The 25051-nt window shown below is 59.7% G+C and carries 19 protein-coding genes; 6 read left to right on the forward strand and 13 right to left on the reverse strand.

Annotated elements, in window-relative coordinates; genetic code table 11:
• Positions 1–38: 38 nt before the first annotated feature.
• Positions 39–347, forward strand: coding sequence for a PsiF family protein (locus CGA21_RS19325; RefSeq protein ID WP_110753279.1), 309 nt, complete (start codon positions 39–41; stop codon positions 345–347).
• Between the two features lie 188 nt (positions 348–535).
• Positions 536–1549: an AI-2E family transporter gene (locus tag CGA21_RS19330; protein ID WP_110753278.1), complete on the forward strand. Its 1014-nt coding sequence runs from the start codon at positions 536–538 to the stop codon at positions 1547–1549.
• Between the two features lie 124 nt (positions 1550–1673).
• On the opposite strand, the gene CGA21_RS19335 is transcribed toward CGA21_RS19330, so the two are convergent.
• A complete protein-coding gene (locus CGA21_RS19335) occupies positions 1674–2948 on the reverse strand; it encodes an Hsp70 family protein (protein WP_110753277.1) in 1275 nt (424 codons plus the stop codon).
• Between the two features lie 296 nt (positions 2949–3244).
• Between CGA21_RS19335 and CGA21_RS19340 the strand changes: the two genes are divergently transcribed.
• Entirely contained in the window at positions 3245–4189 is a 945-nt protein-coding gene (locus CGA21_RS19340) for a DnaJ C-terminal domain-containing protein (RefSeq protein WP_033040324.1), read from the forward strand.
• Between the two features lie 23 nt (positions 4190–4212).
• Positions 4213–4518, forward strand: a complete 306-nt coding sequence (locus tag CGA21_RS19345; protein ID WP_110753276.1) for a chaperone modulator CbpM — start codon at positions 4213–4215, stop codon at positions 4516–4518.
• Here the strand turns inward: CGA21_RS19345 and CGA21_RS19350 are convergent.
• Positions 4484–5668, reverse strand: coding sequence for a sensor histidine kinase (locus tag CGA21_RS19350; protein WP_188264816.1), 1185 nt, complete (start codon positions 5666–5668; stop codon positions 4484–4486). The genes CGA21_RS19345 and CGA21_RS19350 overlap by 35 nt on opposite strands.
• A gap of 382 nt (positions 5669–6050) precedes the next feature.
• Here CGA21_RS19350 and CGA21_RS19355 point away from each other — a divergent pair, with 382 nt between their 5' ends.
• Entirely contained in the window at positions 6051–11183 is a 5133-nt protein-coding gene (locus tag CGA21_RS19355; RefSeq protein WP_317451696.1) for a dermonecrotic toxin domain-containing protein, read from the forward strand.
• Between the two features lie 47 nt (positions 11184–11230).
• Here CGA21_RS19355 and ureC read toward each other — a convergent pair whose 3' ends face one another.
• The 11 genes from ureC to urtA form a co-directional block, all read right to left on the reverse strand.
• On the reverse strand, positions 11231–12931 hold the full coding sequence (gene ureC / locus CGA21_RS19360) for an urease subunit alpha (RefSeq protein WP_110753273.1): 1701 nt from the start codon (positions 12929–12931) through the stop codon (positions 11231–11233).
• A 130-nt stretch (positions 12932–13061) separates the two neighbouring features.
• Positions 13062–13370: an urease subunit beta gene (locus CGA21_RS19365; protein WP_188264818.1), complete on the reverse strand. Its 309-nt coding sequence runs from the start codon at positions 13368–13370 to the stop codon at positions 13062–13064.
• Positions 13370–13903: a GNAT family N-acetyltransferase gene (locus CGA21_RS19370; RefSeq protein ID WP_110753272.1), complete on the reverse strand. Its 534-nt coding sequence runs from the start codon at positions 13901–13903 to the stop codon at positions 13370–13372. Before CGA21_RS19370 ends, CGA21_RS19365 begins: the two co-directional genes overlap by 1 nt.
• A 6-nt stretch (positions 13904–13909) precedes the next feature.
• The gene (locus tag CGA21_RS19375) at positions 13910–14443 is read right to left on the reverse strand and encodes a GNAT family N-acetyltransferase (RefSeq protein WP_033041287.1); all 534 of its coding nucleotides are present in this window, start codon (positions 14441–14443) and stop codon (positions 13910–13912) included.
• Positions 14444–14452: 9 nt separating this feature from the next.
• Positions 14453–14755: an urease subunit gamma gene (ureA, locus tag CGA21_RS19380; protein ID WP_007937143.1), complete on the reverse strand. Its 303-nt coding sequence runs from the start codon at positions 14753–14755 to the stop codon at positions 14453–14455.
• Between the two features lie 49 nt (positions 14756–14804).
• The gene (locus CGA21_RS19385; RefSeq protein WP_188264819.1) at positions 14805–15644 is read right to left on the reverse strand and encodes an urease accessory protein UreD; all 840 of its coding nucleotides are present in this window, start codon (positions 15642–15644) and stop codon (positions 14805–14807) included.
• A 30-nt stretch (positions 15645–15674) separates the two neighbouring features.
• The gene (gene urtE / locus CGA21_RS19390) at positions 15675–16373 is read right to left on the reverse strand and encodes an urea ABC transporter ATP-binding subunit UrtE (RefSeq protein WP_188264820.1); all 699 of its coding nucleotides are present in this window, start codon (positions 16371–16373) and stop codon (positions 15675–15677) included.
• 156 nt (positions 16374–16529) lie between these two features.
• Positions 16530–17402: an urea ABC transporter ATP-binding protein UrtD gene (urtD, locus tag CGA21_RS19395; RefSeq protein WP_110753269.1), complete on the reverse strand. Its 873-nt coding sequence runs from the start codon at positions 17400–17402 to the stop codon at positions 16530–16532.
• On the reverse strand, positions 17399–18478 hold the full coding sequence (gene urtC / locus CGA21_RS19400) for an urea ABC transporter permease subunit UrtC (RefSeq protein WP_188264821.1): 1080 nt from the start codon (positions 18476–18478) through the stop codon (positions 17399–17401). The genes urtD and urtC overlap by 4 nt, the downstream gene beginning before the upstream one ends.
• The gene (gene urtB / locus CGA21_RS19405) at positions 18478–19980 is read right to left on the reverse strand and encodes an urea ABC transporter permease subunit UrtB (RefSeq protein WP_188264822.1); all 1503 of its coding nucleotides are present in this window, start codon (positions 19978–19980) and stop codon (positions 18478–18480) included. Before urtB ends, urtC begins: the two co-directional genes overlap by 1 nt.
• 162 nt (positions 19981–20142) lie before the next feature.
• Entirely contained in the window at positions 20143–21408 is a 1266-nt protein-coding gene (gene urtA / locus CGA21_RS19410; protein ID WP_020797581.1) for an urea ABC transporter substrate-binding protein, read from the reverse strand.
• 285 nt (positions 21409–21693) lie between these two features.
• On the opposite strand from urtA, the gene CGA21_RS19415 reads away from it, so the two are divergent.
• Complete coding sequence (locus CGA21_RS19415; RefSeq protein ID WP_188264823.1) at positions 21694–24996, forward strand: hypothetical protein; 3303 nt, start codon at positions 21694–21696, stop codon at positions 24994–24996.
• Positions 24997–25051 lie beyond the last annotated feature (55 nt).

Below are 25051 nucleotides of genomic sequence, written 5' to 3' on the forward strand. Positions count from 1 at the left end.
GGCCGCGCCGCTCGGCGCGGCAACAAGGAGCAAACGCCATGAAGATGTTGCGAGTCCCTTTGTTGATGATCGGTTTGCTGTTGTGTTCCCAAGGCTTCGCCGCCACTGAACAACAGAACAAGATGACCAGCTGTAACGCCGATGCTACCGCCAAAAGCCTCAAGGGCGATGAGCGCAAGGCCTTCATGAGCAATTGCCTCAAGGCGACTCCGGCAGCCAATGATGCCGGCAAGGTCTTGACGCCTCAGCAGGAGAAAATGAAAACCTGCAATGCCGATGCGGCAACCAAGGCCCTCAAGGGCGATGAGCGCAAGGCGTTCATGAGCGATTGCCTGAAGAAAAAATAGACACTCCCCTGTAGAAGCAAGGTTTGCCGGAAACGTACGACGTGATCTGGCAGGCAGGATGCCTTCGCCGGTGAACCAGTCCTGGGTTTGCCTCGACGCGGGTCCATACAGGTATGCACAATCCCTAGTGCTGCCATCGGATCGCTGGCAGACTGCCAATCCTTCTACGCCGTTCGTTTTGAGGCTGTATGCCAACGTTTTCCCAACGTCATGTTTTGCTGGTCATTAGTTGGATCATCATTTTTGGTGGGCTGCTGCTGGTGCTCCCTCTGCGGTTGCTGCCCAGCCTGCTGGCCGGGTTGCTGGTGTTCGAACTGGTCAACATGCTCACCCCGCAATTGCAGCGCCTGATCGAAGGCCGGCGTGCGCGGTGGCTGGCGGTGGCATTGCTGGGGACATTGGTGGTTAGCGTCCTGACGCTGATTTTCGCCGGAGCCATCAGCTTTCTGCTGCATGAAGCGGAAAATCCCGGTGCTTCCCTGGACAAGTTCATGGGGGTGGTCGATCGCGCGCGCGGGCAATTGCCGCCGTTCATCGATGCCTATCTGCCCGCCAGTGCCGCCGAGTTTCGCGTGGCAATTGGCGAATGGATGAGCAAGCACCTCAGCGACTTGCAGCTGGTGGGCAAGGATGCGGCGCACATGTTTGTGACGTTGCTGATCGGCATGGTGCTGGGGGCGATCATTGCCCTGCAGCGAATACCTGACCTGACCAAACGCAAGCCATTGGCCGCCGCCCTGTTCGATCGCCTGCACTTGCTGGTCCAGGCGTTTCGCAACATCGTGTTCGCCCAGATCAAGATTTCCCTGCTCAACACGTTCTTTACCGGGATATTCCTGGCGGTGGTGCTGCCGATGTTCGGCATCAAGCTGCCCCTGACCAAGACCCTGATCGTGCTGACCTTCCTGCTTGGCCTGTTGCCGGTGATCGGCAACCTGATGTCGAACACCCTGATCACGATTGTCGGCCTGTCGCTGTCGATCTGGGTGGCGCTGGCCGCGCTGGGTTACCTGATTGTCATCCACAAGCTCGAGTATTTTCTCAATGCGCGGATCGTCGGCGGGCAGATCAGTGCCAAGTCGTGGGAGTTGCTCCTGGCAATGCTGGTGTTCGAAGCCGCGTTCGGCCTGCCGGGGGTGGTGGCAGGGCCGATTTATTACGCGTACCTGAAGAGTGAGCTGAAGCAGGTGGGGATGGTTTGAAGCAGATCAAATTGTGGCGAGGGGATTCATCCCCGTTCGGCTGCGTAGCAGTCGCCGCTTTTCTGTTTCTTGGGGGCGCTATGCGCCCCAACGGGGATGAATCCCCTCGCCACAGGGTTCTGAATCAGTCCATCGACCCGTAACGCTTGGCCGCTTCAATCGCCAGACCACTGCCGATGCTGCCAAAGATATTCCCTTCCACATGCCGCGCATTCGGCAACATCGCCGAAACGCTGTTGCGCAGGGCTGGAATACCACTCGACCCCCCGGTGAAGAACACCGTGTCCACCTGATCGACCCGCACGTCGGCCTGGGTCAGCAACTGGGTGACGCTATTGCGCACGCGCTCCAGCAGGTTATCGATGGCCGATTCGAACAGTGCACGGCTCAGCTCCACGCTCAAGCCGGCTTCGATACGGTCCAGCGGCACGTGGCGGTGGTCGGCGTGGGTCAATTGGATCTTGGTTTCTTCCACCTCCATGGCCAGCCAGTGCCCGGCGCGCTGTTCGATCAGTTTGAACAGGCGGTCGATACCACCGGTGTCCTCGATGTCGTAGCGCATGCTGCCCAGAGCCAGTTGCGACTTCTGCGAATACACCGAGTTGATGGTGTGCCAGGTCGCCAGGTTCATGTGATGGCTGGTCGGCATGTAGGCGCCGCTTTTCATCCGGCTGCCATAGCCGAACAGCGGCATCAGGCCTTGCAAGCTCAATTGCTTGTCGAAGTCGGTCCCGCCGATGTGCACGCCGCCCGTGGCGAGAATGTCATCCTGACGGTTATCCATACCTCGACGCTGCGGCGACAGGCGCACCAGCGAGAAATCGGAGGTACCACCGCCGATGTCGACGATCAGTACCAGCTCTTCCTTCTCGATGGTCGACTCGTAGTCGAACGCGGCGGCAATCGGTTCGAACTGGAACGAGACTTCCTTGAAGCCGATCTTGCGCGCCACGTCCACCAGGGTGTCTTCGGCCTCTTTGTCGGCCATTGGGTCATCGTCGACAAAAAACACCGGACGGCCAAGCACCACTTCTTCGAATTCCCGACCGGCGGCGGCTTCGGCACGGCTCTTGAGCTGACCGATGAACAGGCCCAGCAGGTCCTTGAAAGGCATCGCCGTGCCAAGAACACTGGTGTCGTGCTTGATCAGCTTGGAGCCCAGCAGGCTCTTGAGCGAGCGCATCAACCGGCCTTCGTAACCTTCCAGGTACTCGTGCAGCGCCAACCGGCCGTACACCGGGCGACGCTCTTCGATGTTGAAGAAGACCACAGAGGGCAAGGTGATCTTGTCATCCTCCAGCGCAATCAGCGTTTCCATGCCAGGGCGCAGCCAACCGACGGTGGAGTTGGACGTGCCAAAGTCGATGCCCACGGCACGGGCTGGAGATGCGTTGTTCATGTCTTTGCGGTTCCGGTTAAAAAACGGCCGCGCAGTGTATGTCAGTGCGCGACAGATTCGAAGGCCGACTATCTGCTAATTCCTGGAAACAATGTCTTGAAAGATGGCCCGTGACCCCCAAACTACCCTGCATCAAGCCGGTAGCCGCGTAGCGCTCGAAAGTCGCACCGCCTGCTGCCGATAAACTTCTCACGCGCTGCCCGGTCACAACCTTGAGATCGGTCAACGTCTATGCTGCAAACAGGCGCATGCTGTGGCAGGTGGCGCGATTTCGATAACGGATGGTGATTCCCGCGATGGACTTCAAAGACTATTACAAGATTCTCGGTGTGGAACCGACGGCAGACGACAAGGCGATCAAGGCCGCCTATCGTAAGCTGGCGCGCAAATACCACCCTGACGTCAGCAAGGAAAAGGACGCCGAGGCCAAGTTCAAGGACGCCTCTGAAGCCTATGAAGCGCTGAAAAGTGCTGACAAACGCGCCGAATACGACGAATTGCGCCGTTATGGCCAGCATGGCCAACCATTCCAGGGACCTCCGGGTTGGCAAAGCCGTGGCGGCTTTGGCGGTGGCCAGGACACTGGCGATTTCTCGGACTTCTTCAGTTCGATCTTCGGTAATCGCGGCCCCGGTTTCGGCGGTGGCGAACATTCGCGTCGCAGCACCGGACGTCGAGGGCAAGACGTGGAAATGGAACTGGGAGTTTTTCTGGAAGAAACCCTGTCGACCGAGTCGAAGAAGGTTACCTTTCAGGTGCCGCAGTACAACGCGGCTGGCCAGCATGTGAGCAACACCAGCAAAAGCCTGAACGTGAAGATCCCGGCGGGCGTGGCCGATGGCGAGCGCATTCGCCTGAAGGGCCAGGGTGCTCCTGGTGTTGGCGGCGGAGCCAATGGCGACCTGTACCTGATCATTCGTTTTGCGCCACATCCGAAATTCGACGTCGAAGGCGAGAACCTGATCATCACGCTGCCGCTGGCACCGTGGGAACTGGCATTGGGCACCGAAGTCGCCGTGCCGACCCTGACCGGCAAGATCAACCTCAAGGTCCCTGCAGGCAGCCAGAACGGCCAACGCATGCGTGCCAAGGGCCATGGCCTGATGAACAAGGCGGGTGAACGCGGTTATCTGTTCATCCAGTTCAAGGCCGTAATGCCCAAGGCCGCAGATGATGAAGTCAAGGCGCTATGGCAGGAACTGGCGAAAAAAGCCGCCTTCAATCCACGAGAAAATTTCTGAACCCAGCGACGGAGTAGCCCATCATGAGCAGCCCCCTGACCGTTCAACTGGACCTGGCAGAATTCTGTGAGGCGACCGACCTGTCGGACGTCTACGTGATCGAAATCGTCGAACACGGCATCCTCGAACCTCAGGGAGGGCAGCCCAAGGATTGGCGTTTCACCGATTACGAACTGACCCTGGCCAAACGCGCCGCCAAGCTGCGGCGCGATCTGGAGCTGGAGTGGGAAGGGGTTGCGTTGGCGCTGGACTTGCTGGAAGAGGTTCAGCAGCTGCGCGCCGAGAACCGGATGCTCAGGCAACGGCTGGGTCGGTTGGTGGTGGAGTAGGCGCTGGCGCAGGCGGCGCCTGCAGGCAATTGCGCGGCAACACCACCGTAAACAGGGTGCCATCGGTTTCGTTTGAACTCACTTCGATCGTGCCGGCGTGGGCATCCACCACTTCCTTGACGATAAACAACCCCAAGCCGAGGCTGGTCGATGGCTGGCCCAGTTCTTCCTCTGCGCTTCGCACCAGCGGATCGAAGATCGTGCCGATAGCATTCGCGGAAATCGGCGTTCCGTAGTTATGGACCGTCAGGCGAACCGTGTCGGATTCACCATGGAGCGTCATTGTCACATCGCGTTTGTTGAGGCCATGCTGCAGTGCGTTGCCGATCAGGTTTTGCAGTAACTGACCCAGCCGTCCGGCATCCCAGACGCCTCGAGTGTCACCTTCCACCCTGACCGTCGGATCGCACTCCGGGTTGCCGGCGCAGGCTTCGGCAATCGCCGCGTGTGCGGCATCGGCAAGGTCCATGGGTTTCGGTTCAATCGGCAGGCTCTTACCCAGGCGACTGCGTACCAACTCCAGCAAGTCGCTAACCATCACCGCCATGTGTCGAGCGCTGCGTTTGATGTTGTTCGCGCAGGCCAACGCATCGCCTTCCAGGGTGGTTTTACGCATCAGCAATTCGGTCGACATGCTCATCGCTTGCAGCGGCGCGCGCAGATCGTGTCCGAGTATCGCCAGGAAGATATCTCGTGAGCGGTTCATCTGTTCGGCGTAGGCCGACGTGGATTCTGCGAGTGCTTCGTCGATGGCTTCATTGAAGCGCACCATGTCCTGGAAGTAGGCCAGGTCCGGCGACTCCAGGCTGTCGACCCACAGGCGAATCACGCAGGCCCGCAAATGGCGGAATTCGCTGGTCATCTGCACCAGGTCGAAACCTACCGTATGGCGCAATTCACCATGGCTGGCACCGGCTTCGTCCAGGCTCGGGGTTTTCTCCGGGCCTTCGCCCCTGGCCTTGGCCAGTTGTTCGCTGGCGGACTGGGGTTTGCTCATGTCCCGAGCGGCTGCCAGCAGAATCTCCCTGGCATGGTCGCGCAAGGCTGTTCGATCCATGTTTTCGGCGGCCGGGGTGATGGTTCTGGCGAACTTCTCCCATTCATCGACGATACGGTCCACGTGTTGCCTGATGAATTCGGGGAGGCGCATGACCAGGTTCCTGCTTGAATGATCGGGTGATCTTAGCCTTTTTAACCCTGGGGTAAAAACTACCGCTGGGAATCCGGATCACCTCCCGGGGGCAGAAGGGTGGTAATTAATTATGTTTCCTGTTCTCAAGTTCAATGTTGATTCGGCTTTTTCGCCTGCTTCCCAACAGTTTTTTAAGCTTTTGTTATTGGTGAGGATGAATAAGCTGAGTGTTCTGTTCATCGCATAGGGAATTGCGAAAATGACTGCAGCATCAGTAGGCGCCATATCGGATTCTGTTCCGAAGGTGGCGGGTTTGACCGACAACATTCATGCGAATTATTTCGCGGAACATATTCCGGCGCTGATTAAAAATGCGTCTGTTTCAGGACTGAAATCGATAATGTCGCTCAATCCTGTTTTTCCGGATTGGTACATCCAGGCTTCGCAGATTGATCGTCGATATTTGCACGAGCTCATAGAGGAGCGCTGTCGTCTGCAAGATGCTGTTTCTGACCGGGTCGATAAGCTGCAAACGGACATCAAGGATTTCGCCAAACCCTTACTGGCTAAGGCCATCAAGGATGAGTTGAATATCGAGTTGGACGTTGATACGACCTCGTTGCGTCTCTATGTTCCCGCCCCATTGGGGTTCGGCATCGATACCCAGGCCAGTCGGGTAAGGCAATCGACCCTGCTGGAGGCCTCGCTGCATAACTTCGAGCCGTCCGAAACAGTGCATGGCGCTTTTAGCGACGGATCCGGTATTTTTGTCAAAGACGCTGAGGGGGAACTCCAGCGCGATGAATTAACTGTCGAAAAATTTGCCACGTTATGTCGCAAACTCGATATCGGCGCGCAATATCAGCAACATATCAGGTCTTTGTTGGTACCCGCTGACAACGCAGTGCGCGAAAGACTTGAGCAGGACTACATGGCCCATGAGAAGGCGGCTTTCAATGAGGCCATGCTCATCGCGTTATTGAAAAACGACCTGGATTCCCATGCCTACGGCGTATTGAGAGAAGTGCGCGATGGCCAGGAAAACATCCTGTATAAAAACCGTCCATTAAAGGCGCATCGGCTTTCACTGTTAGGCACGCGGCTGACAGGTATCGTCCTGTTCAGTGCAGTGGCCGACCCTTCGAAAATAAAAGAAGCAATCGACCAACTGCTGCCAGAACACTTGCAAGTCCTGCTGGACTGGTCTCGCCGCCTGGCGGTCTTGCCGGGGCAGGAATTTGACCAGTTCAAGATACTCCAGGCCTTTTTTGCCAATGGCCCGACCGGTGTGGTCGAGGAAATGCTTCGTCGAAACGATATCCATGAACAAAGTCGTCTGGACGGCACATTGATCGCCTACATCCCCGATGACCCGGATCATCCCCTCAAGCAATACGCCTCGTTCACCGACTTCATGAAGGCCCTGACGAGCCAGTTGCGTTCTACGCAGTACCAGGCGTTTTTCAGTCGGTTCGTGCCGCACAAAGATAAGGGGCGCTTCTTCGCACGCGTCAACGAGCGCTTTACCAGGTTCACCTGGAGGCAGCGCGAGCCTCTGGACATGGGCCCGTGGTGGCGCGAGACCGCGGTCGAGAACCCTGATGCCGAACCGATCAGCAACGTGATCGAGGGTGATTTCTGGCAACAGTTCTGTCTCTGGCGCCGAGACAAGGCGATTGCCGATGCGCGACACATCGCCGTACCCACTGGCGATGAAGACGCCACTGAGCGCTGGAAACGCCTGACCAGTTATCTGAACATCGGTTGGAACGTCTTCAACTTCGGCGCCATGCTGGTTCCGGGATTAGGAGAAGCCGTGCTGGCGGTGATGGTTGGCCAAATGATGCTTGAGACCCTGGAGGGCATCGAAGACTGGAGCAAAGGCGACAAGGAAGAGGCCTCGGCGCATATCACCGGGGTACTGATCAACTTCGCCCAACTGGCCCTCATGGGAGCCGGGCATGTGTTGCCCGGCGGGGGGCCGGTGGCGGTCAAGGCTTCCCCCTTCATCGACCAACTGAAAAAGGTCGAGTTGCCCGATGGCAACGCCCGCCTGTGGAATCCAGACCTGGCTCCCTACGACCATAAAGTGGTTTTGCCCAAAGACTCGAAACCCAACGGTCGGGGACTTCATCGACATGACGATCGGGACATCCTGGTGCTGGGTGACAAGCATTTTGAGGTAACGGAAAACGCGCAGACCGGACAACCACGCCTCAGGCACCCGTCCCGGCCGACGGCCTATCAACCAAGGGTGGAACATAACAGTGCCGGTGCCTGGCATACCGAACTCGATCGTCCACTCGAGTGGGATAAAACCAGTCTGATGCGGCGCCTGGGCCCTTCTGTCGATGCATTCTCCGATGAAACACTGGAACAGATCCGTATCGCCAGCGGTGTCAGAGAGGATGTGCTGCGTAAGCTGCAAGTGGACACACAGCCATCACCGGCGTTGTTGGCCGACACCCTCAAGCGTTTCAAGGCCTATGCCGATGTAAATAAGCTGGTGGACCAGATACGCCTCAATCAAGTCGCGCAGCAATGGGCGGATCACCTGCCACCCTTGATGACAGAGTTTCGACGGTGGCCTGATTACAAGGCTATCGAGCTTTTTCGCGGGCCGGAGTTGTGGGGCGATTCCATTGTGCACGGCAATCAGGACGCTGTGCCCGCACACCGAGTGAAGGTGACCTTCGCTGAACTGAAGGCCGGCAAATTGGCTGATCGCGTGCTGGAGGCTTTCAGCGAAGAGGAGATCCGGCAAATACTCGGGCGCGATATCGGCACAGACAGGCAGGTACGCATCGATGCGCTGCAGGAGCGCCTGGCCCTGCACGCAGAGGCGCAGAAAAAACGCCTTGTCGAGTCGTTCTACAGGCACGCAGAGGTCGAGACCGATCCTGACGTGGTCTGGCTTCAAGACGCGTTCCCGCAGCTGCCGACCAGTGTCGCCAGAGAATTGCTGGCGGGCGCCTCGCCAGAGGAACTGTCGGTAATGGCCGAACGCGTGCGCGTTCCGTTGCATCTGCGGCAGCAGGCCCGTGCGGCGTTGCTGGAGGTGCGGCTTAACCGCGCTTATGAGGGGTTGTTTCTCGAAGAACTGCACAACCCGGACACCGGGCGGCTGCTGCTGCGAACCCTTGAGTCGCTGCCAGGCTGGTCCAAAGAGGTGCGTATCGAAGTGCGTAACCGCGCCATCACAGGCGCGCTCGATGACAGCATCGGTGCGGTTGACGCGCCGATCCGCAAGGTGCTGATCAAGAACGAAGACGGCTTGTATGAGGCGCGCGACGAAGACGACCGGGAACTGCATGGGCCCGACAACCTTTTTGCCGCTGTCCTGCATGCCTTGCCCAATGCAGAGCGCGATGCACTGGGTTACCAGATCAATCAATGGCAAACCCTCAGGCAAGCCGTTCAACGCTCTCCACTGAACCACGACAGTTTCAGGCCCAGCCTGGTGGACAATCCTCTGCGAAAACCGCAGTACGACCCGCAAACCATGAAGCTGCGTGGCGGCATGGAGGGCTTTTCCCAGCTTCGACGCGTCGCCGGTCAACTGACCGAGCAGGAGCGCGTGCAGTCGCTTCGCCCCGGCTGGAGCGAAACCGATATCCAGACCTTTCTGGAGCACAGCGACAGCGGGTCTACGCCCGAGGAGCGGGCAGGGGCTCTCGAAGCCGAGTTCAACCATCTCAACAGCAGCTTTCGGCGCTGGCTGGATTCACCCCTCGACTCATTCAGCCTCAGCCCGGAAGGCGTTTCACAATGGCAGTCGCGAAACAGTGTCTACAGGGCTATCAGAAACTGCTGGCAACGCACCGGCCCGCGGGAGCTGGATGCCCTGGGAAATCCGCGAGGCTGGGTGCTCGATCTGAGCGACATCCCCATGGGCTGGCACCTGGAGACGATGCCGAAGCTGGAAGCCAACTTCGAGCATGTCACCCGGCTGAAGTTGCCAGCTACCGGCCTGACTGACGACAGCGCCGCGTTCCTCGACCATTTCCCCAGGTTGCGCTCCTTGAACATGAACAACAATGGGTTGACCCGTCTGCCAGCTGCTGTGGGGCGAATGCGATTTCTGACCGAACTGTACCTGGCCAACAACCGGGTCGTATTGACGGTAGAGGCGGTTGACGACCTACGTGATCTCATTCAGCTCGAATCCGTGGATCTGCGCGGCAATCCCCTGGGCCAGATGCCAGACATCGGTCGTATGCCCATGCTGCACACCTTGATTCTGTCGGACACCGGGATCAATACCTGGCCCAACGGCCTGTTTTCCGTGCAGCGTTTACGGCACTTCTATCTGGACCTGCAGCGCAATGTCATCACCGATGTGCCTCAGGTGGTGCCCGGTTCCGTAGACGCCGAGCTGCTCGCCAGAACGTTGATCAGTCGTGAGCCACAGTGGCTGTCGGAGGCGAACCTGGAGCAGTTCAGAGACTACACTCGCTCCGTTGGCCTGGACCCTGACCGGCCTTATCCGTCCCGTGGCGTGCGTGACAGTCTCGACTGGGAGGAAGGCATGACGCGAGCACAATGGGTAGACCGGCAGCCCATCTGGAACGAGGTGGAAGATGAGATCGGTTCAGTGCCGTTTTTTGATCACGTCAGACGGCTTACCCAATCGAGTCACTTTAAAAATGACCGGGCCTTCAGGGTGGATATGACCGCCAAGCTCTGGCGGATGCTGGAAGCCATGGAAAAGAACAGCGAACTGCGCAACGAGCTTTTCAAGCTGGCGCGCGAGCCGGTCAACTGCGTCGACGGCGGGGCGTCGCTGTTCAATACCATGGGCCTTGAAGTGCTGATTCACGAAGCCTACGAGCTGGCCAACCCGAGTCTGGTCGAAGCCGAACTGGTGTTGCTGGCCAGGGGTAAATCCCGCCTGGATGAATTGAGCCGGATCGCCCACAAGGAAATTGCCAGGCGACTGGAGGGTGGCGAGGATTTCATGCGGATTGACGAGCAAGGGGATGCCAGCGGATCGATCGATGAAATCGAGACTCACCTGGCCTATATGACAGACCTTGCCGACCGACTGGATTTGCCGTGGCAATCGCGGGACTTGCAGTTCAGAGCGCATTCGGGCGTCACCGCGCAGATGATCGAAGATGCGTATACACGCGTGCTGGCGCTGGAAGAGGGCGATTTGCTGCGCGATTCGATCAGCGAGCAGCCCTTCTGGGAGTCTTACATTCAGGGTTCCCACCGCAGTGAGTTCAAGGCCATCAGGCGTCAACTCGATGCGACGACCGAGTTCTACATGGCGTTGGAAAGGCGGGCGACCGAGTCGCTGTCCGTGGAGGAAAAAGCGCAGTTGAAAGAAGAGATCAGGGTGCTCGGCGCAGAGCTTGGCAAACCGGAAAGCGAGTTCGCTCCCGGTCGCGTCATGACCGGCCAGGAGTATGAAGCCGAGATGAACGTGCTCAACGACCGCAAACAGACGTTGCTCAAGACATTGACCCAGCAGGCGATGGACCGGGCAAAACTGCAGCGGGTGGAAATCCCCTTCACCGTGCAGCCTTGACTGTCAGGCCGGCACGAAGACTGACGACCTTCGTGCCGGCATACCGGTCAGAAGAGAAAATAGCGCTGGGCCATCGGCAGCACATCCGCCGGTTCACACCACAGTAAAACGCCGTCAGCCTTGACCTGATACGTCTGCGGGTCGACCTCGATGTCCGGCAGATAGTCGTTGTGGATCAAGTCGGTTTTCTGCACCTCGCGGCAACCTTTGACCACAGCGATTTTCTTCTTCAAACCCAGCGCCTCGGGAAGACCTCCCTCCTGCGCCGCCTGGCTGATAAACGTCAGGCTGGTGGCATGCAGCGAACCTCCGTAGCTGGCAAACATCGGACGGTAATGTACCGGTTGAGGTGTCGGTATCGACGCGTTGGCATCGCCCATCAGGCTGGCCGCGATGGCACCCCCCTTGAGGATCAGCGTTGGTTTGACCCCGAAGAACGCGGGTCGCCATAGCACCAGGTCCGCCCATTTGCCCACTTCGATCGAGCCCACTTCATGGCTGATGCCATGGGTGATTGCCGGGTTGATGGTGTACTTGGCAATGTAGCGTTTGGCGCGGAAGTTGTCGTTGCCTTCGCCGTCCTGGGGCAGCGGGCCGCGTTGCTTTTTCATCTTGTCGGCGGTTTGCCAGGTGCGCGTGATCACTTCACCGACGCGGCCCATGGCCTGGCTGTCGGAGCTGATCATCGAGAATGCGCCGAGATCGTGAAGGATGTCCTCGGCAGCGATGGTCTCGCGGCGGATTCGGCTTTCGGCGAAGGCTACGTCTTCGGCAATGCTCGGGTCCAGGTGGTGACAGACCATCAGCATGTCGAGATGTTCGTCGATGGTGTTACGGGTGAACGGTCGGGTCGGGTTGGTCGAGCTCGGCAGAACGTTGGCGGAGCCGCAGGCCTTGATAATGTCCGGGGCATGGCCGCCACCGGCGCCCTCGGTGTGGTAGGTGTGGATGGTGCGGCCCTTGAACGCGGCCAAGGTGGTTTCCACGAAGCCCGATTCGTTGAGGGTGTCGGTGTGAATGGCCACTTGTACGTCGTACTGGTCGGCGACGGTGAGGCAGTTGTCGATGCTCGCCGGGGTGGTGCCCCAGTCTTCGTGGAGCTTGAGGCCAATGGCGCCGGCCTTGACCTGTTCGATCAGCGGCTCGGGCAGGCTCGCGTTGCCCTTACCGGTCAAGCCGATGTTCATCGGGAAGGCGTCGGCGGCCTGGAGCATGCGCGCCAGGTGCCACGGCCCGGAGGTGCAGGTCGTGGCATTGGTGCCGGTGGCCGGTCCGGTGCCGCCGCCGATCATGGTGGTGACACCGCTCATCAGCGCTTCTTCGATCTGCTGTGGGCAGATGAAGTGGATGTGGGTATCGATGCCACCGGCGGTCAGGATCATGCCTTCACCGGCAATGACTTCGGTGCTGGCACCGATGGCGATGGTCACGTTGGGTTGCACGTCCGGGTTGCCGGCCTTGCCGATGGCGGCAATGCGACCGTCCTTGAGGCCGACATCGGCCTTGACGATGCCCCAGTGGTCGATGATCAGTGCATTGGTGATCAGGGTGTCGACGACCTCGGCGGCGAGCAGCTGGCTCTGGCCTTGACCATCGCGGATCACTTTACCGCCACCGAATTTCACCTCTTCGCCGTAAGTGGTGAAGTCCTTTTCCACTTCGATCCACAGCTCGGTGTCGGCCAGGCGAACCTTGTCGCCGACAGTGGGGCCGTACATGTCGGCGTAGGCTTGACGGGAAATTTTCATCACAGTTCCTTGCACAAATTGATCGTTCCCACGCTCTGCGTGGGAATGCCGCCATGGACGCTCTGCGTCCGCTTTGTGTGACGCGAAGCGTCACGGGATGCATTCCCACGCAGAGCGTGGGAACGATCGGTTAACCAAGGTCACCCATGATCCTGCCGGCGAAGCCAAACACCCGGCGGTGCCCGGCCAGATCGACAAGCTCGACCTCGCGGCTCTGTCCCGGCTCGAAGCGCACGGCGGTGCCGGCGGGGATGTTCAGGCGCATGCCGCGACTGGCGGCGCGGTCGAAGGTCAGGGCGTCGTTGGTTTCGAAAAAGTGGTAGTGCGAGCCGACCTGGATCGGACGGTCGCCGCTGTTGGCTACTTTCAAACTGAGGGTCCGTCGACCCACATTGAGTTCGATGTCGCCGGACTGGATCTGGTATTCACCGGGAATCATCAATGGGCTCCCTGGAGAATCTTGTAGTAGAGGGCGGTGGGTTTGTAGCAGCCGCTTGGGTCGCAGGCGTAGTCGGGGATTTCACCGACGCGGGTGTAGCCCAATGCCTTGTAGAAGTCTTCAGCCGGGGAGCCTGCCTCGGTATCGAGGTAGAGCATGCCGCGTTTGTGTTGCAGGGCAGCCTGCTCCAAAGCCGTCATCAATTGCTGGCCCAGGCCTCGACGACGCGCATGCTCGCGCACCAGCAATTTCTGCACCTCGGCGCGGTTCAGGCCATTGGCCTTCTGGCATAGGGTCAGTTGTACGCTGGCCTGCACTTGTTCGTCCTTGACCACTACCCACAACAACACGTTGCCCTTGTTCAGGTTCTCCTGAACTTCATCGAAATACGCGCGGGCCTGCGTAGCATCGAGGTCGGCCATGAAGCCGACGCTGGCGCCATATCCGACGGCGTCGAGCAGCAGGTCAATCAATCCCTGGCGATAGTGCGCAAAGCTTTCAACGTTGACGCGTCGCAGTTGAGCGGGGTTCATCGGGTATCACTCCTTGTTGGCGGCCGGAGGCTGCGCGCCAGGATTGAGGGTCAGTTGCATGAAGGTCAGGTCCAGCCAGCGACCGAACTTGGTGCCCACCTGAGGCATCTGCCCGGTGGTCACGAATCCGATGCGCTCATGCAGGCGAATCGAGGCGGCGTTGCCGCTTTCGATGGCTGCGACCATCACGTGTTTGCCGCAGGCCCTGGCGCGCTCGACCAGGGCATCCATCAGTTGCGGCCCAAGGCCGTTGCCGCGCTGGTCACTACGCACGTAGACCGAATGCTCGACGGTATGTCGGAAACCATCGAACGGTCGCCAGTCACCAAACGAAGCGTAGCCCAACACGTTGTTCTCGCTGTCGACGATGACCAGGATCGGATACCCCTGGGATTGCCGGGCGCTGAACCAGGCCTGGCGGTTGCCGAGGTCGACCGCCTGTTCGTTCCAGATCGCCGTGGTGTTGAGCACCGCATCGTTGTAGATATCACGGATGGCCGGCAGGTCGGCATGCACGGCATCGCGAATGGTGTAGGTCATGGTGAAGCCTCAAGCGATCGGTTGATGGACGGTGACCAGTTTGGTGCCGTCGGGGAAGGTCGCTTCGACCTGGATCTCCGGGATCATTTCCGGGATGCCTTCCATCACTTGTTCGCGGCTGAGCAGGGTGGTGCCGTAGTGCATCAGCTCGGCCACGGTCTGGCCGTCGCGGGCGCCTTCGAGCAACGCGGCGGAGATGTAGGCCATGGCTTCCGGGTAGTTGAGTTTCACGCCGCGGGCCAAACGCCGCTCGGCGACGAGGCCGGCGGTGAAGATCAGCAGCTTGTCTTTTTCACGTGGGGTCAGGTCCATCGTAGACATCCAGTTTCGGCAGTTAAAAAGGTTTTTGCAGGAGCGCTGTTCAGGTGCTCCATATTCTCGGTGGCACGGCTTCGCGGCCAAGCAACGCAGGCCTGAGCAACCGCCATAATTCAATCAACCAGCCGCGCGCCAACAGCGCCTCGCTGGCCAGGCAGCGGGCTACGAGCAACCCCGGCAACTGAGTCAAATCCCCGCGCACGTCATTGGGCAGCGAACGGCACCGCTCCAGCAATTGGCTATCAATCTCGCCAGTCACCAGTAACGTGGCGAAGACCGGTTGCCCGTCCAAGCCAATCGGCGAATCGAGCAACCCGTCACCCCCGACGATGCGCTGGCGTTCATGCCAGAGCAACTCGCCGTCGCGGCGGATATCCAGTTGTGCCTGGAAGTGGCCGAGATCGAAGCGTTCGCCACTGGCCGGGCGACCCAGTGCCACCACGTCCCAGTAGAACAGCCGGGCATCGCCTTGCAGATCAATGGATGTGCTCAGCTCGGCGCGGGCATCGCTGAAGATGATCGTCTCTTGCGGCAGCCACTCCAGTGTCGCCCCTTGGGCCACTTTCAGGTCGAGTTTCTGATAAGCCGGCGCTGCTGCGCGATACCACTTGGCGGCGCCGGGACTGGTGATTTGTGCCCACGCCGCGTGGCCGACGCTGGCGCTGATGTCCAGCCGGTCTCCACCGGCAATCCCGCCCGGCGGATGCACAATGATGTGCTGGCACACCTCGGGGCCTTCTGCATACAGGTGCTTCTGCACGCGCAGCGGGCCTTTGTGCCGTCTATGGACCGGACGCGTGTTGTCGCCGAATCGGGCGTAGCCCAGCTCCAGCTCGGCATGCCAGCTCGGGGTAAACAGGGCAGCAGGAAGAGGTAAATTCATATTTTCTGATTATCGTCGGGACGCCACAGATTAGATCGTAACCAGGCCGCGTACACCCTCGGCTTCCATGTTTTCTCCACGGCCCTGCTGCACGATCTCGCCACGGGACATCACCAGGTAGTGATCGGCCAGTTCGGCCGCGAAATCGTAGAACTGCTCTACCAGCAGAATCGCCATGTCGCCGCGCGCCGCGAGTTTCTTGATCACAGCGCCAATCTCCTTGATCACCGACGGCTGGATGCCTTCGGTGGGTTCGTCGAGGATCAGCAGCCGTGGACGGCTGGCCAAGGCTCTCCCGATTGCAAGCTGCTGCTGTTGGCCACCGGACAAATCACCGCCGCGTCGTTGCTTCATTTGCAGCAACACCGGAAACAGCTCGTAGATGAACGCCGGGACCTCCTTGGCCTCGGAGCCTGAGAATCGCGACAAACCCATCAGCAGGTTTTCCTCCACGGTCAGGCGGCCGAAGATTTCCCGGCCCTGCGGTACGTAGGCGATGCCGGCATGCACCCGTTGGTGCGGCTTGAACGTGGTGATTGGCTTACCCTCCCAATTGACCGCGCCTTCCTTGGCCGGCAACAACCCCATCAGGCATTTGAGCAGGGTAGTCTTGCCCACGCCGTTACGGCCGAGCAGGCAGGTAACTTCACCGACCTTCACGTCAAACGTCAGGCCGCGCAGGATGTGGCTACCGCCGTAGTACTGGTGCAGTTTATCCACTTGCAACATGTTCAAATTCTCCCGGTGATCGTTCCCACGCTCTGCGCGGGAATGCATACCGTGACGCTGCGCGTCACCCTAGCGCAGGAATTGAACCCTGCATTGTCAGTGGGACGCGGAGCGTCCCGGGCGGCATCCCCACGCGGAGCGTGGGAACGATCAAGCCTAGCGACCGAGATACACGTCGATCACCCGTTCGTTCTCCTGCACCTGTTCCAGCGACCCTTCGGCCAGCACGCTGCCCTGGTGCAACACGGTGACGTGGTCGGCGATCGAGCCGACGAAGCCCATGTCGTGTTCCACCACCATCAGCGAATGCTTGCCGGCCAGGGTCTTGAAGAGTTCGGCGGTGAACTCGGTTTCCGCGTCGGTCATGCCGGCCACCGGCTCGTCGAGCAGCAGTAATTGCGGGTCTTGCATCAACAACATGCCGATTTCCAGGAACTGCTTCTGGCCGTGGGACAGCAAGCCGGCGGGGCGATTGACGGAGGAGGTCAGGCGAATGGTGTCGAGCACCTCGGCGATACGGTCTTTCTGCTCACCGCTCAAGCGCGCCCGCAGACTGGCCCACACCGATTTGTCGGTTTTTTGCGCCAACTCCAGGTTCTCGAACACGCTCAGGGCTTCGAACACCGTCGGTTTCTGGAACTTTCGGCCGATACCGGCCTGGGCAATCTGTACTTCGCTCATTTGCGTCAGGTCCAGGGTTTCGCCGAACCAGGCCTTGCCGTGGGTGGGGCGGGTCTTGCCGGTGATCACGTCCATGAGCGTGGTCTTGCCTGCGCCATTGGGGCCGATGATGCAGCGCAACTCGCCGACCCCGATGTACAGGTTCAAGTTGTTCAACGCCTTGAAGCCATCGAAGCTTACGCTGATGTCTTCCAGGGTCAGGATGGTGCCGTGGCGGGTGTTCAGGCCTTTTCCGGCACGTTGGCCGAGGCCAATGGCATCACGGCTGCTGCCCGCGTCCCTGTTGGGTTCCAAGGGCGGAAAAAACGCCGGTTCGAGCATGAACTCAGCCGTTGCAGTGACTCTCATTGTTCACCTCTTTTCTTCAGCAAACCGATCACGCCCTTGGGCAGGTACAGGGTGACGATGATGAACAGCGCGCCAAGGAAAAACAGCCAGTATTCCGGGAAAGCCACGGTGAACCAGCTCTTCATGCCATTGACCACGCCCGCGCCCAGCAATGGGCCGATCAAGGTGCCGCGACCACCGAGGGCTACCCAGACTGCCGCTTCGATCGAGTTGGTCGGCGACATTTCACTCGGGTTGATGATGCCCACCTGCGGCACGTACAACGCACCGGCGAGGCCGCACAACACCGCGCTCAACACCCACACGAACAACTTGAATCCGCGCGGGTCATAGCCGCAGAACATCAAGCGATTTTCCGCGTCGCGCAGTGCGGTCAGCACTCGGCCAAACTTGCTCTGCGCCAGGCGCCAACCGATGTACAGACTCGCCACCAGCAACAGCACCGTGGCGAAAAACAGCACCGCACGGGTGCCAGGTTCCGTGATGCCAAAGCCAAGAATGGTGCGGAAGTTGGTGAAGCCGTTGTTGCCGCCAAAACCGGTTTCGTTGCGGAAAAACAGGAGCATGCCGGCGAAGGTCAGGGCCTGGGTCATGATCGAGAAATACACGCCCTTGATCCGTGAGCGAAAGGCGAAGAAGCCGAACACCAACGCCAGCAATCCCGGGGCCAGCACCACCAGGCACATGGCCCAGAGGAAGCTTTCGGTGCCGGTCCAGTACCAGGGCAATTCGGTCCACGACAGGAACGTCATGAAGGCTGGCAAGCCATCGCCCGAGGCCTGGCGCATCAGGTACATGCCCATGGCGTAACCGCCGAGCGCGAAGAACAGGCCATGGCCGAGGGACAACAGGCCGGCATAACCCCAGACCAGATCAAGGGCGAGGGCGACGATGGCGTAGCAAAGAATCTTGCCAACCAACGTCAGTGTGTAGGCCGAGACATGGAAGACGCTGTCCGGCGACAACAACGACAGCAACGGCAACGCCAACAGTAAAACAAGGATTACCGCACCGACGGCAATCGTGACTTTGGGACCGGCCTTTTGGCTGGCAGTGAGCATCAGGGGCTGGTTCATCAGTCGATCACCCGTCCTTTCAGTGCGAAGAGGCCTTGCGGACGTTTCTGGATGAACAGAATGATCAGCGCGAGGATGAGGATCTTGCCGAGCACGGCACCGATTTGCGGTTCGAGGATCTTGTTGGCGATCCCCAGGCCGAACGCGGCCAACACGCTGCCTGCCAGTTGCCCGACACCGCCGAGCACCACCACCAGGAACGAGTCGATGATGTAGCTCTGGCCGAGGTCCGGCCCGACGTTGCCGATCTGGCTCAGCGCCACGCCGCCGAGTCCGGCAATGCCCGAGCCGAGACCGAAGGCGAGCATGTCGACGCGCCCGGTGGGCACGCCGCAGCAGGCCGCCATGTTGCGATTCTGGGTGACGGCGCGCACGTTCAGGCCCAGGCGCGTCTTGTTCAGCAGCAGCCAGGTGAGTACCACCACAAACAACGCGAACGCGATGATCACGATTCGGTTGTACGGCAGCACAAGATTGGGCAGCACTTGAATCCCGCCGGATAACCACGCCGGGTTGGCCACCTCGACGTTTTGCGCGCCGAACACCAGGCGCACCAACTGGATCAGCATCAGGCTGATGCCCCAGGTAGCGAGCAGGGTTTCCAGCGGGCGGCCGTAGAGGTGGCGAATGACCGTGCGCTCCAGCGCCATGCCGATGGCGGCGGTAACGAAGAACGCCACCGGCAGCGCGATCAGCGGATAGAACTCGATGGCCTGCGGTGCGTAACGTTGGAACATCAACTGCACGACGTAGGTCGAGTAGGCGCCAAGCATCAGCATTTCGCCGTGGGCCATATTGATCACACCCAGCAGGCCGAAGGTGATCGCCAGGCCGAGCGCGGCGAGCAACAGGATCGAGCCCAGGGACATGCCGCTGAACGCCTGGCCCAACAGTTCGCCAATCAGCAGTTTGCGCTTGACTTGGGCGAGGCTGGTTTCAGCAGCGGTGCGCACGTTGGCATCGGTTTCGACGCCGGGCTCAAGCAATCTTTCGAGGCGGGTGCGGGCCAATGGGTCGCCGGTTTCGCCGAGCAGTCTTACGGCCGCGAGGCGCACCGTCGGGTCGGTGTCGACCAGTTGCAGGTTGGCCAGCGCCAGGCTAAGTGCGGCGTGAACGCCTTCATCTTTTTCGCCAGCGAGTTGCTGGTCGAGGAATTTCAGCTGCGCGGGTTTGGCGCTTTTCTGCAATTGCTGCGCAGCGCCCAGACGAGTTTTGGCATCGGCGGCGAGCAATTGATGGCTGGCCAGGGCGGTGTCGATCAGACCCCGCAGGCGGTTATTCAAACGCAGTGTTTTCGGTTGGCCATCGACCGTCAACACCCCTTGTTGCAGGGCGTGGATCAGCTCGATACGCACCGGATCGGGTTGCGCCGCCCAGGCTTCCAGCAGTTTTGCCTGTTGCACGGGATTGGCGGCAACGAAGTCTTCGGCATCGCCGGCGAAAGTGGCCATGGGCAGTAAAAGTGCGATGGCGAGGATAAAACGGTAAAGGGCAGTGGGCATATCGTTAGCCTTACTCGGTCAATGTGGGAGCGAGCCTGCTCGCGAAAGCGGTCTGACATTCACCATCAATGTCGACTGTCAGGACATCTTCGCGAGCAGGCTCGCTCCCACAGGGAACTGTGCCGGGCCTGAGCTGTACGGTCAGGCCCGGCATCCATTGGCTCAGTTGCTCTTCACCGCATACTCCGGCTTCTTGTCGTTGCCCGGGATGAACGGGCTCCACGGCTGGGCGCGGATCGGCCCTTCGGTCTGCCATACCACGTTGAACTGACCGTCGGCCTGGATCTCGCCGATCATCACCGGCTTGTGCAGGTGGTGGTTGGTCTTGTCCATGGTCAGGGTGTAGCCGGACGGCGCCGCAAAGGTCTGGCCGGCCAGCGCTTCGCGAACCTTGTCGACGTCGGTGGACTTGGCTTTTTCGGCGGCCTGCGCCCACATGTGGATGCCGACGTAGGTGGCTTCCATCGGGTCGTTGGTCACGGCTTTATCGGCGCCTGGCAGGTTGTGTTTCTTCGCATAGGCTTTCCAGTCGGCGACGAATTTCTTGTTCGCCGGGTTCTCCACCGACTCAAAGTAATTCCATGCCGCGAGGTTGCCCACCAGTGGCTTGGTGTCGATGCCGCGCAGTTCTTCTTCGCCCACCGAGAAGGCCACGACCGGCACGTCAGTGGCTTTCAGTCCCTGGTTCGCCAGTTCCTTGTAGAACGGCACGTTGGAATCGCCATTGACCGTCGAGATGACCGCCGTCTTGCCACCCGCCGAGAATTTCTTGATGTTAGCGACGATGGTCTGGTAGTCGCTGTGACCGAACGGCGTGTAGACCTCTTCGATGTCCTTGTCGGCCACGCCTTTGGAATGCAGGAACGAGCGCAGGATCTTGTTGGTGGTCCGCGGGTAGACATAGTCGGTGCCGAGCAGGAAGTAGCGCTTGGCACTGCCACCTTCTTCGCTCATCAGGTATTCCACCGCCGGGATCGCCTGCTGGTTTGGCGCGGCACCGGTGTAGAACACGTTCGGCGACATCTCTTCACCTTCGTATTGCACCGGATAGAACAGCAGGCCATTGAGCTCTTCGAACACCGGCAGCACCGATTTACGCGACACCGAGGTCCAGCAACCGAATACCACGGCGACCTTGTCCTGGGTCAGCAGCTGCCGGCCCTTTTCAGCGAACAGAGGCCAGTTCGACGCCGGGTCCACCACCACCGCTTCAAGCATCTTGCCGTTCACGCCGCCCTTGGCGTTGATCTCGTCGATGGTCATCAGTGCCATGTCCTTGAGCGATGTTTCCGAGATCGCCATGGTGCCGGACAACGAATGCAGGATACCGACCTTGATGGTCTCGGCGGCCTGGACAGTCCAGGTCATGCCCATCGCGGCAATGCTTGCCGTGAGTGTGAAAGCCTTGATCAAACTGCGACGCTTCATTGTGCGATCTCCATGAACGTTGGATATTTTTCTTGGTTGGCAGATGCGGACTACTGAAGGGTCTTTAGCAAAGGCTGTGCCTAACGCCAGAAGTGCTTTACCTGAGGAGGAAAACCGTTCGGCGAGTGCTCCGCCTGCACCGTGAACGAGCACGACAGCGCAGGCGGGGCATGGCCATGCGCCCAACTGGTGCCGAGCGTGGCAAGTAGTAACTATGTACCGCCCGGGCAATGTGTTCCGGTGCAAGAGTGGGGCTCTATCAATGAATCAAAGGAGTACCACTTCATGGATGAACAATCACAACAGCCTTACACGGCAGGTGCGGGATCTGCACTGCATGTGCTGGCCAGGGAGTTCCTGTCGGCTGACGATGCCGCGCGTTATGCCCATGAGCGAGTCGGTCGCCGCCGCGACAGCGGGTATTTCGGCTATATCCTTCAGCGAAGCGATCGGCGATTTGTCATAACCGAACCGGCAGAGCAGCCCGTCAGTGTCGTCTCTCATCACCAGGTGATTCCCGACGACCACGTCTTGCACGGTCGCTTCTATTCTCACCCTGCGCTTTCGACGCTCGACGCCGGCAAGGTCGCGCAGCTGAAATGGTCCGTCGAGGACGCAACGACGAGCTTGCTGATGTTCAGCGTCACGCAGTTGCGCAACATCCTGGCGAGCGACTATCCGGCCTATCTTTCGGGGGCCGAGGACAGCCTGATAGCTTTCACCCCTGGCGGACCGCGCACGTTGAGCTTGCTTGGGCAACTGGGGACCGCGCTGGCACCGGGCGAACTTGCCCGAGGGATCGAGACGGGGGCCGTCAAACCGGAACAATTGGTCGTGGAGGCCGCGGCTGCCGGCGATTTGCAGGTCCTCATCAGCAACGGCCGTTGGCGACCACGGGGTAAAGTCACCGGTGAGCGCGTCCCCGGCCCCTGGGAACGTACCGTGCCGGAACGGGTGTCCTTTGGGGCGGTGTTCCCGTCAGCCGATGAGGCAGCCCTCGATCGCTATTCCAGGGACGCGGGACACCACGACGAGGAACAGACCTGGTTCGGGTTCATCCTCAAGCAACAGGGCAAGGAGGAATACGTCGCCACCGAACTGGTCCCGGTCGGTGGTGTGCGGGACAAACTTTATTCATTGCGCAGTTTGTTCAGCGAGTCCAGAACCCTGGAGACTATCTACCCCGAGTCATTTATACCGCATTCCTATTTTTACTCGCGTCAGCGCGTCAAGCATGCGCGAGACGAATCCAGGCGCTGGTTGGCCCAGCACTTCATCGTGCCGCGCGATCTTTATGTTGTGGTTTACAACTCAAGAAGACGTCCGGTAGTGGAGGGGAACACACCTATTCCGCTCTACCTTTCGACCCAGGATGGGGCGCTGCTCAAATATGTCCCGCGCAAGGGCACCAAGCTGTTCGACAACGACGTCCCGAACATGGGCCTGGAAGATATTCAGGGTAACCTGGCCAGCGGCAAGCTCACTTCGACCGACTACGTCAGAGTGGTCGCGAACAGCGGCGCCTTGCAAGTCATGCGCACCAGTCTGTGCTGGGACAGGAAAGGGGTGATCGGCGCCTACTGGACACCCAGTCAGTACCTGGAGCGCCGAGCGTTGAGTCCGGTTTTCCTCTCAGCCGATGACGCTGCGCTGCATGCCCGCTCGCAAATACCGCAAGGCAAGACAGGCGCATACGGCGGCCTGGTCCTGAAGCGTGCCGACGGGTTCTTTGTTGCGACCGATCCTGTCGAAATCCCCCAGGAGGACTTTGACATCAATTGGATATTCCCCGATGAGTCAGTCACTTCCGGGCAGTTTCCGGCGGGCTGCACGATCGTTGCACGCTACCGCTCAAGGGTAGCGCGTGCGCTGCCTGTCGTCATGTCGCCGGTTGATAAGACGCTTTATCTCAACATGTTGTCGGTTGATGTGGTCTACACGGCTTTCACCCGCAAGGAACAAACGCTCGACGAGTACTTATTTGCACCCGAAGGATCGACCATTCGTTATCGAGTCGGAACGTGGGAGCGAATCCGCGCCGACCTGAGCCAGGTATTGAGTGCATCAGGTAAACCGGCTCGCGACCTGGATGGGGCCTGGATCAAGGAGCAGATCCATCTGGGCCTGTTGTCACCGACAGACTGGGTAAACAAACTGGCCAAGTCCGGTTACCTGCAAGTGGTCGTGGGGAGCCGACTGTGGGGCTATCCGCGTGCGGTGTTGGAGTTTGTGCCATTTGCAACGGCGATTCGCCCAAGCGGTCGCAGGGATGCCGTGGCCGAACCGGCCTACAGTCCCCTGCATATTCGCGAGCAGGATGCCGCGCGCTTCGCTCATGAGCAGGCGGGCAATCGTTCCGCGCTGAGTTTTGGATTCCTGCTCAGGAATGTTCGCGACGGTTCTTTCATGGCAACCTTGCCCGTCGAAGCGCTGAACGCCAGGTTCGACTACCAACGTATCTTTCCCGGTGCATTACCTTACCGCTTCGTCTCCAGCGGAATGTTCATGTGTGGTGCACAAGCGCCTCAGAATTTGCCGGACGAAGATTATCGGCATTTCTTTTCACCCATGGATGTGAACCTGGCACGTGTTGTTGCCTACACCGCCCAAGGCTACCGGTCGATCTACTTCTCCTGTGCCGACGGTGCCTTGTTACATTTGCAGCTAGACGCCTTCGATCCCGTTGAGACACTGGATAAGTTCGGGCAGGTCGAGTTCAGGGACAATCCGTTCGCATCACTGGCGCAGGCGCAGGATGACTGGCGCGATATCGAGCAGGGCAAGTTCAGCCTGACCCGTTACATTCGGCGCATGGCGGTGGCGGGGCGACTGGAGGTCCTGGTGACAAGTCCCTACTGGTCGTGTCCGGGGATTGTGGGCAATGACTGGGTTCCACGCATGCCTGCTGGTTCCGACGAAGAACGCTGGGCAAGCAATCCGGTCCTGCCTATAGGGCCCGTGTTTCACCATCCCGACGATGCGGCTCGCCATGCTCACCTTCGAGCGGCGAATGTCGGTGGGCAGCCAGCGGTGCTGGCCAGCGCGGTGCTAGGCAAAATCGCGACCCGTTCATACGTCGGCCTGGAGCCGGTAGTGGATTCGCCTTCCTCCTATGAGGCGCTGCAGCGAATCTTCCGCATCGCGAGCGACCCATCGACCACGCCCAGGAACAAAGCACCGCACTTTCCTGACGGTTATTCGCTGATGGCCAGCCACGAGATGGTCCTGTCGACCGCCATCCCCACCGTCCCGGTGGAGGTGGACTATGCATCCGCTGCGTCGGTCTATGCACACACACATGCCTTGAAAGCCAAAGGGTTTGATATTGACGCGTTCTACTATTCGACGCGCCATGGTGCGCTGCTCAAATACGCACCCAGCCACACCCCGGAAGAAGGCCGGTTTTTACTCACCGGTCGTTTTGTTTCATCCGAAGACTTTGTTCTAAGGTTGGCGGTCGTCGGCGTGCTTAGAGTGCTCAAAACGGCAGCTGACTGGCACCAGCCGGGTCGACTTGGACGAGACTGGAAAATCGCTCGCCAACAGGCGCCCGACGCCTCCGACAAACCCACCCGGGATGAGTTGTAGTTTTTTGCTGGACACCGATGTGCCCCTTCAGCGACTGACGCCGAAGGGGCTTCAC

The organism is Pseudomonas sp. PSB11 (genome assembly GCF_014596605.1).
In the GTDB taxonomy this organism is placed as follows: domain Bacteria; phylum Pseudomonadota; class Gammaproteobacteria; order Pseudomonadales; family Pseudomonadaceae; genus Aquipseudomonas; species Aquipseudomonas umsongensis.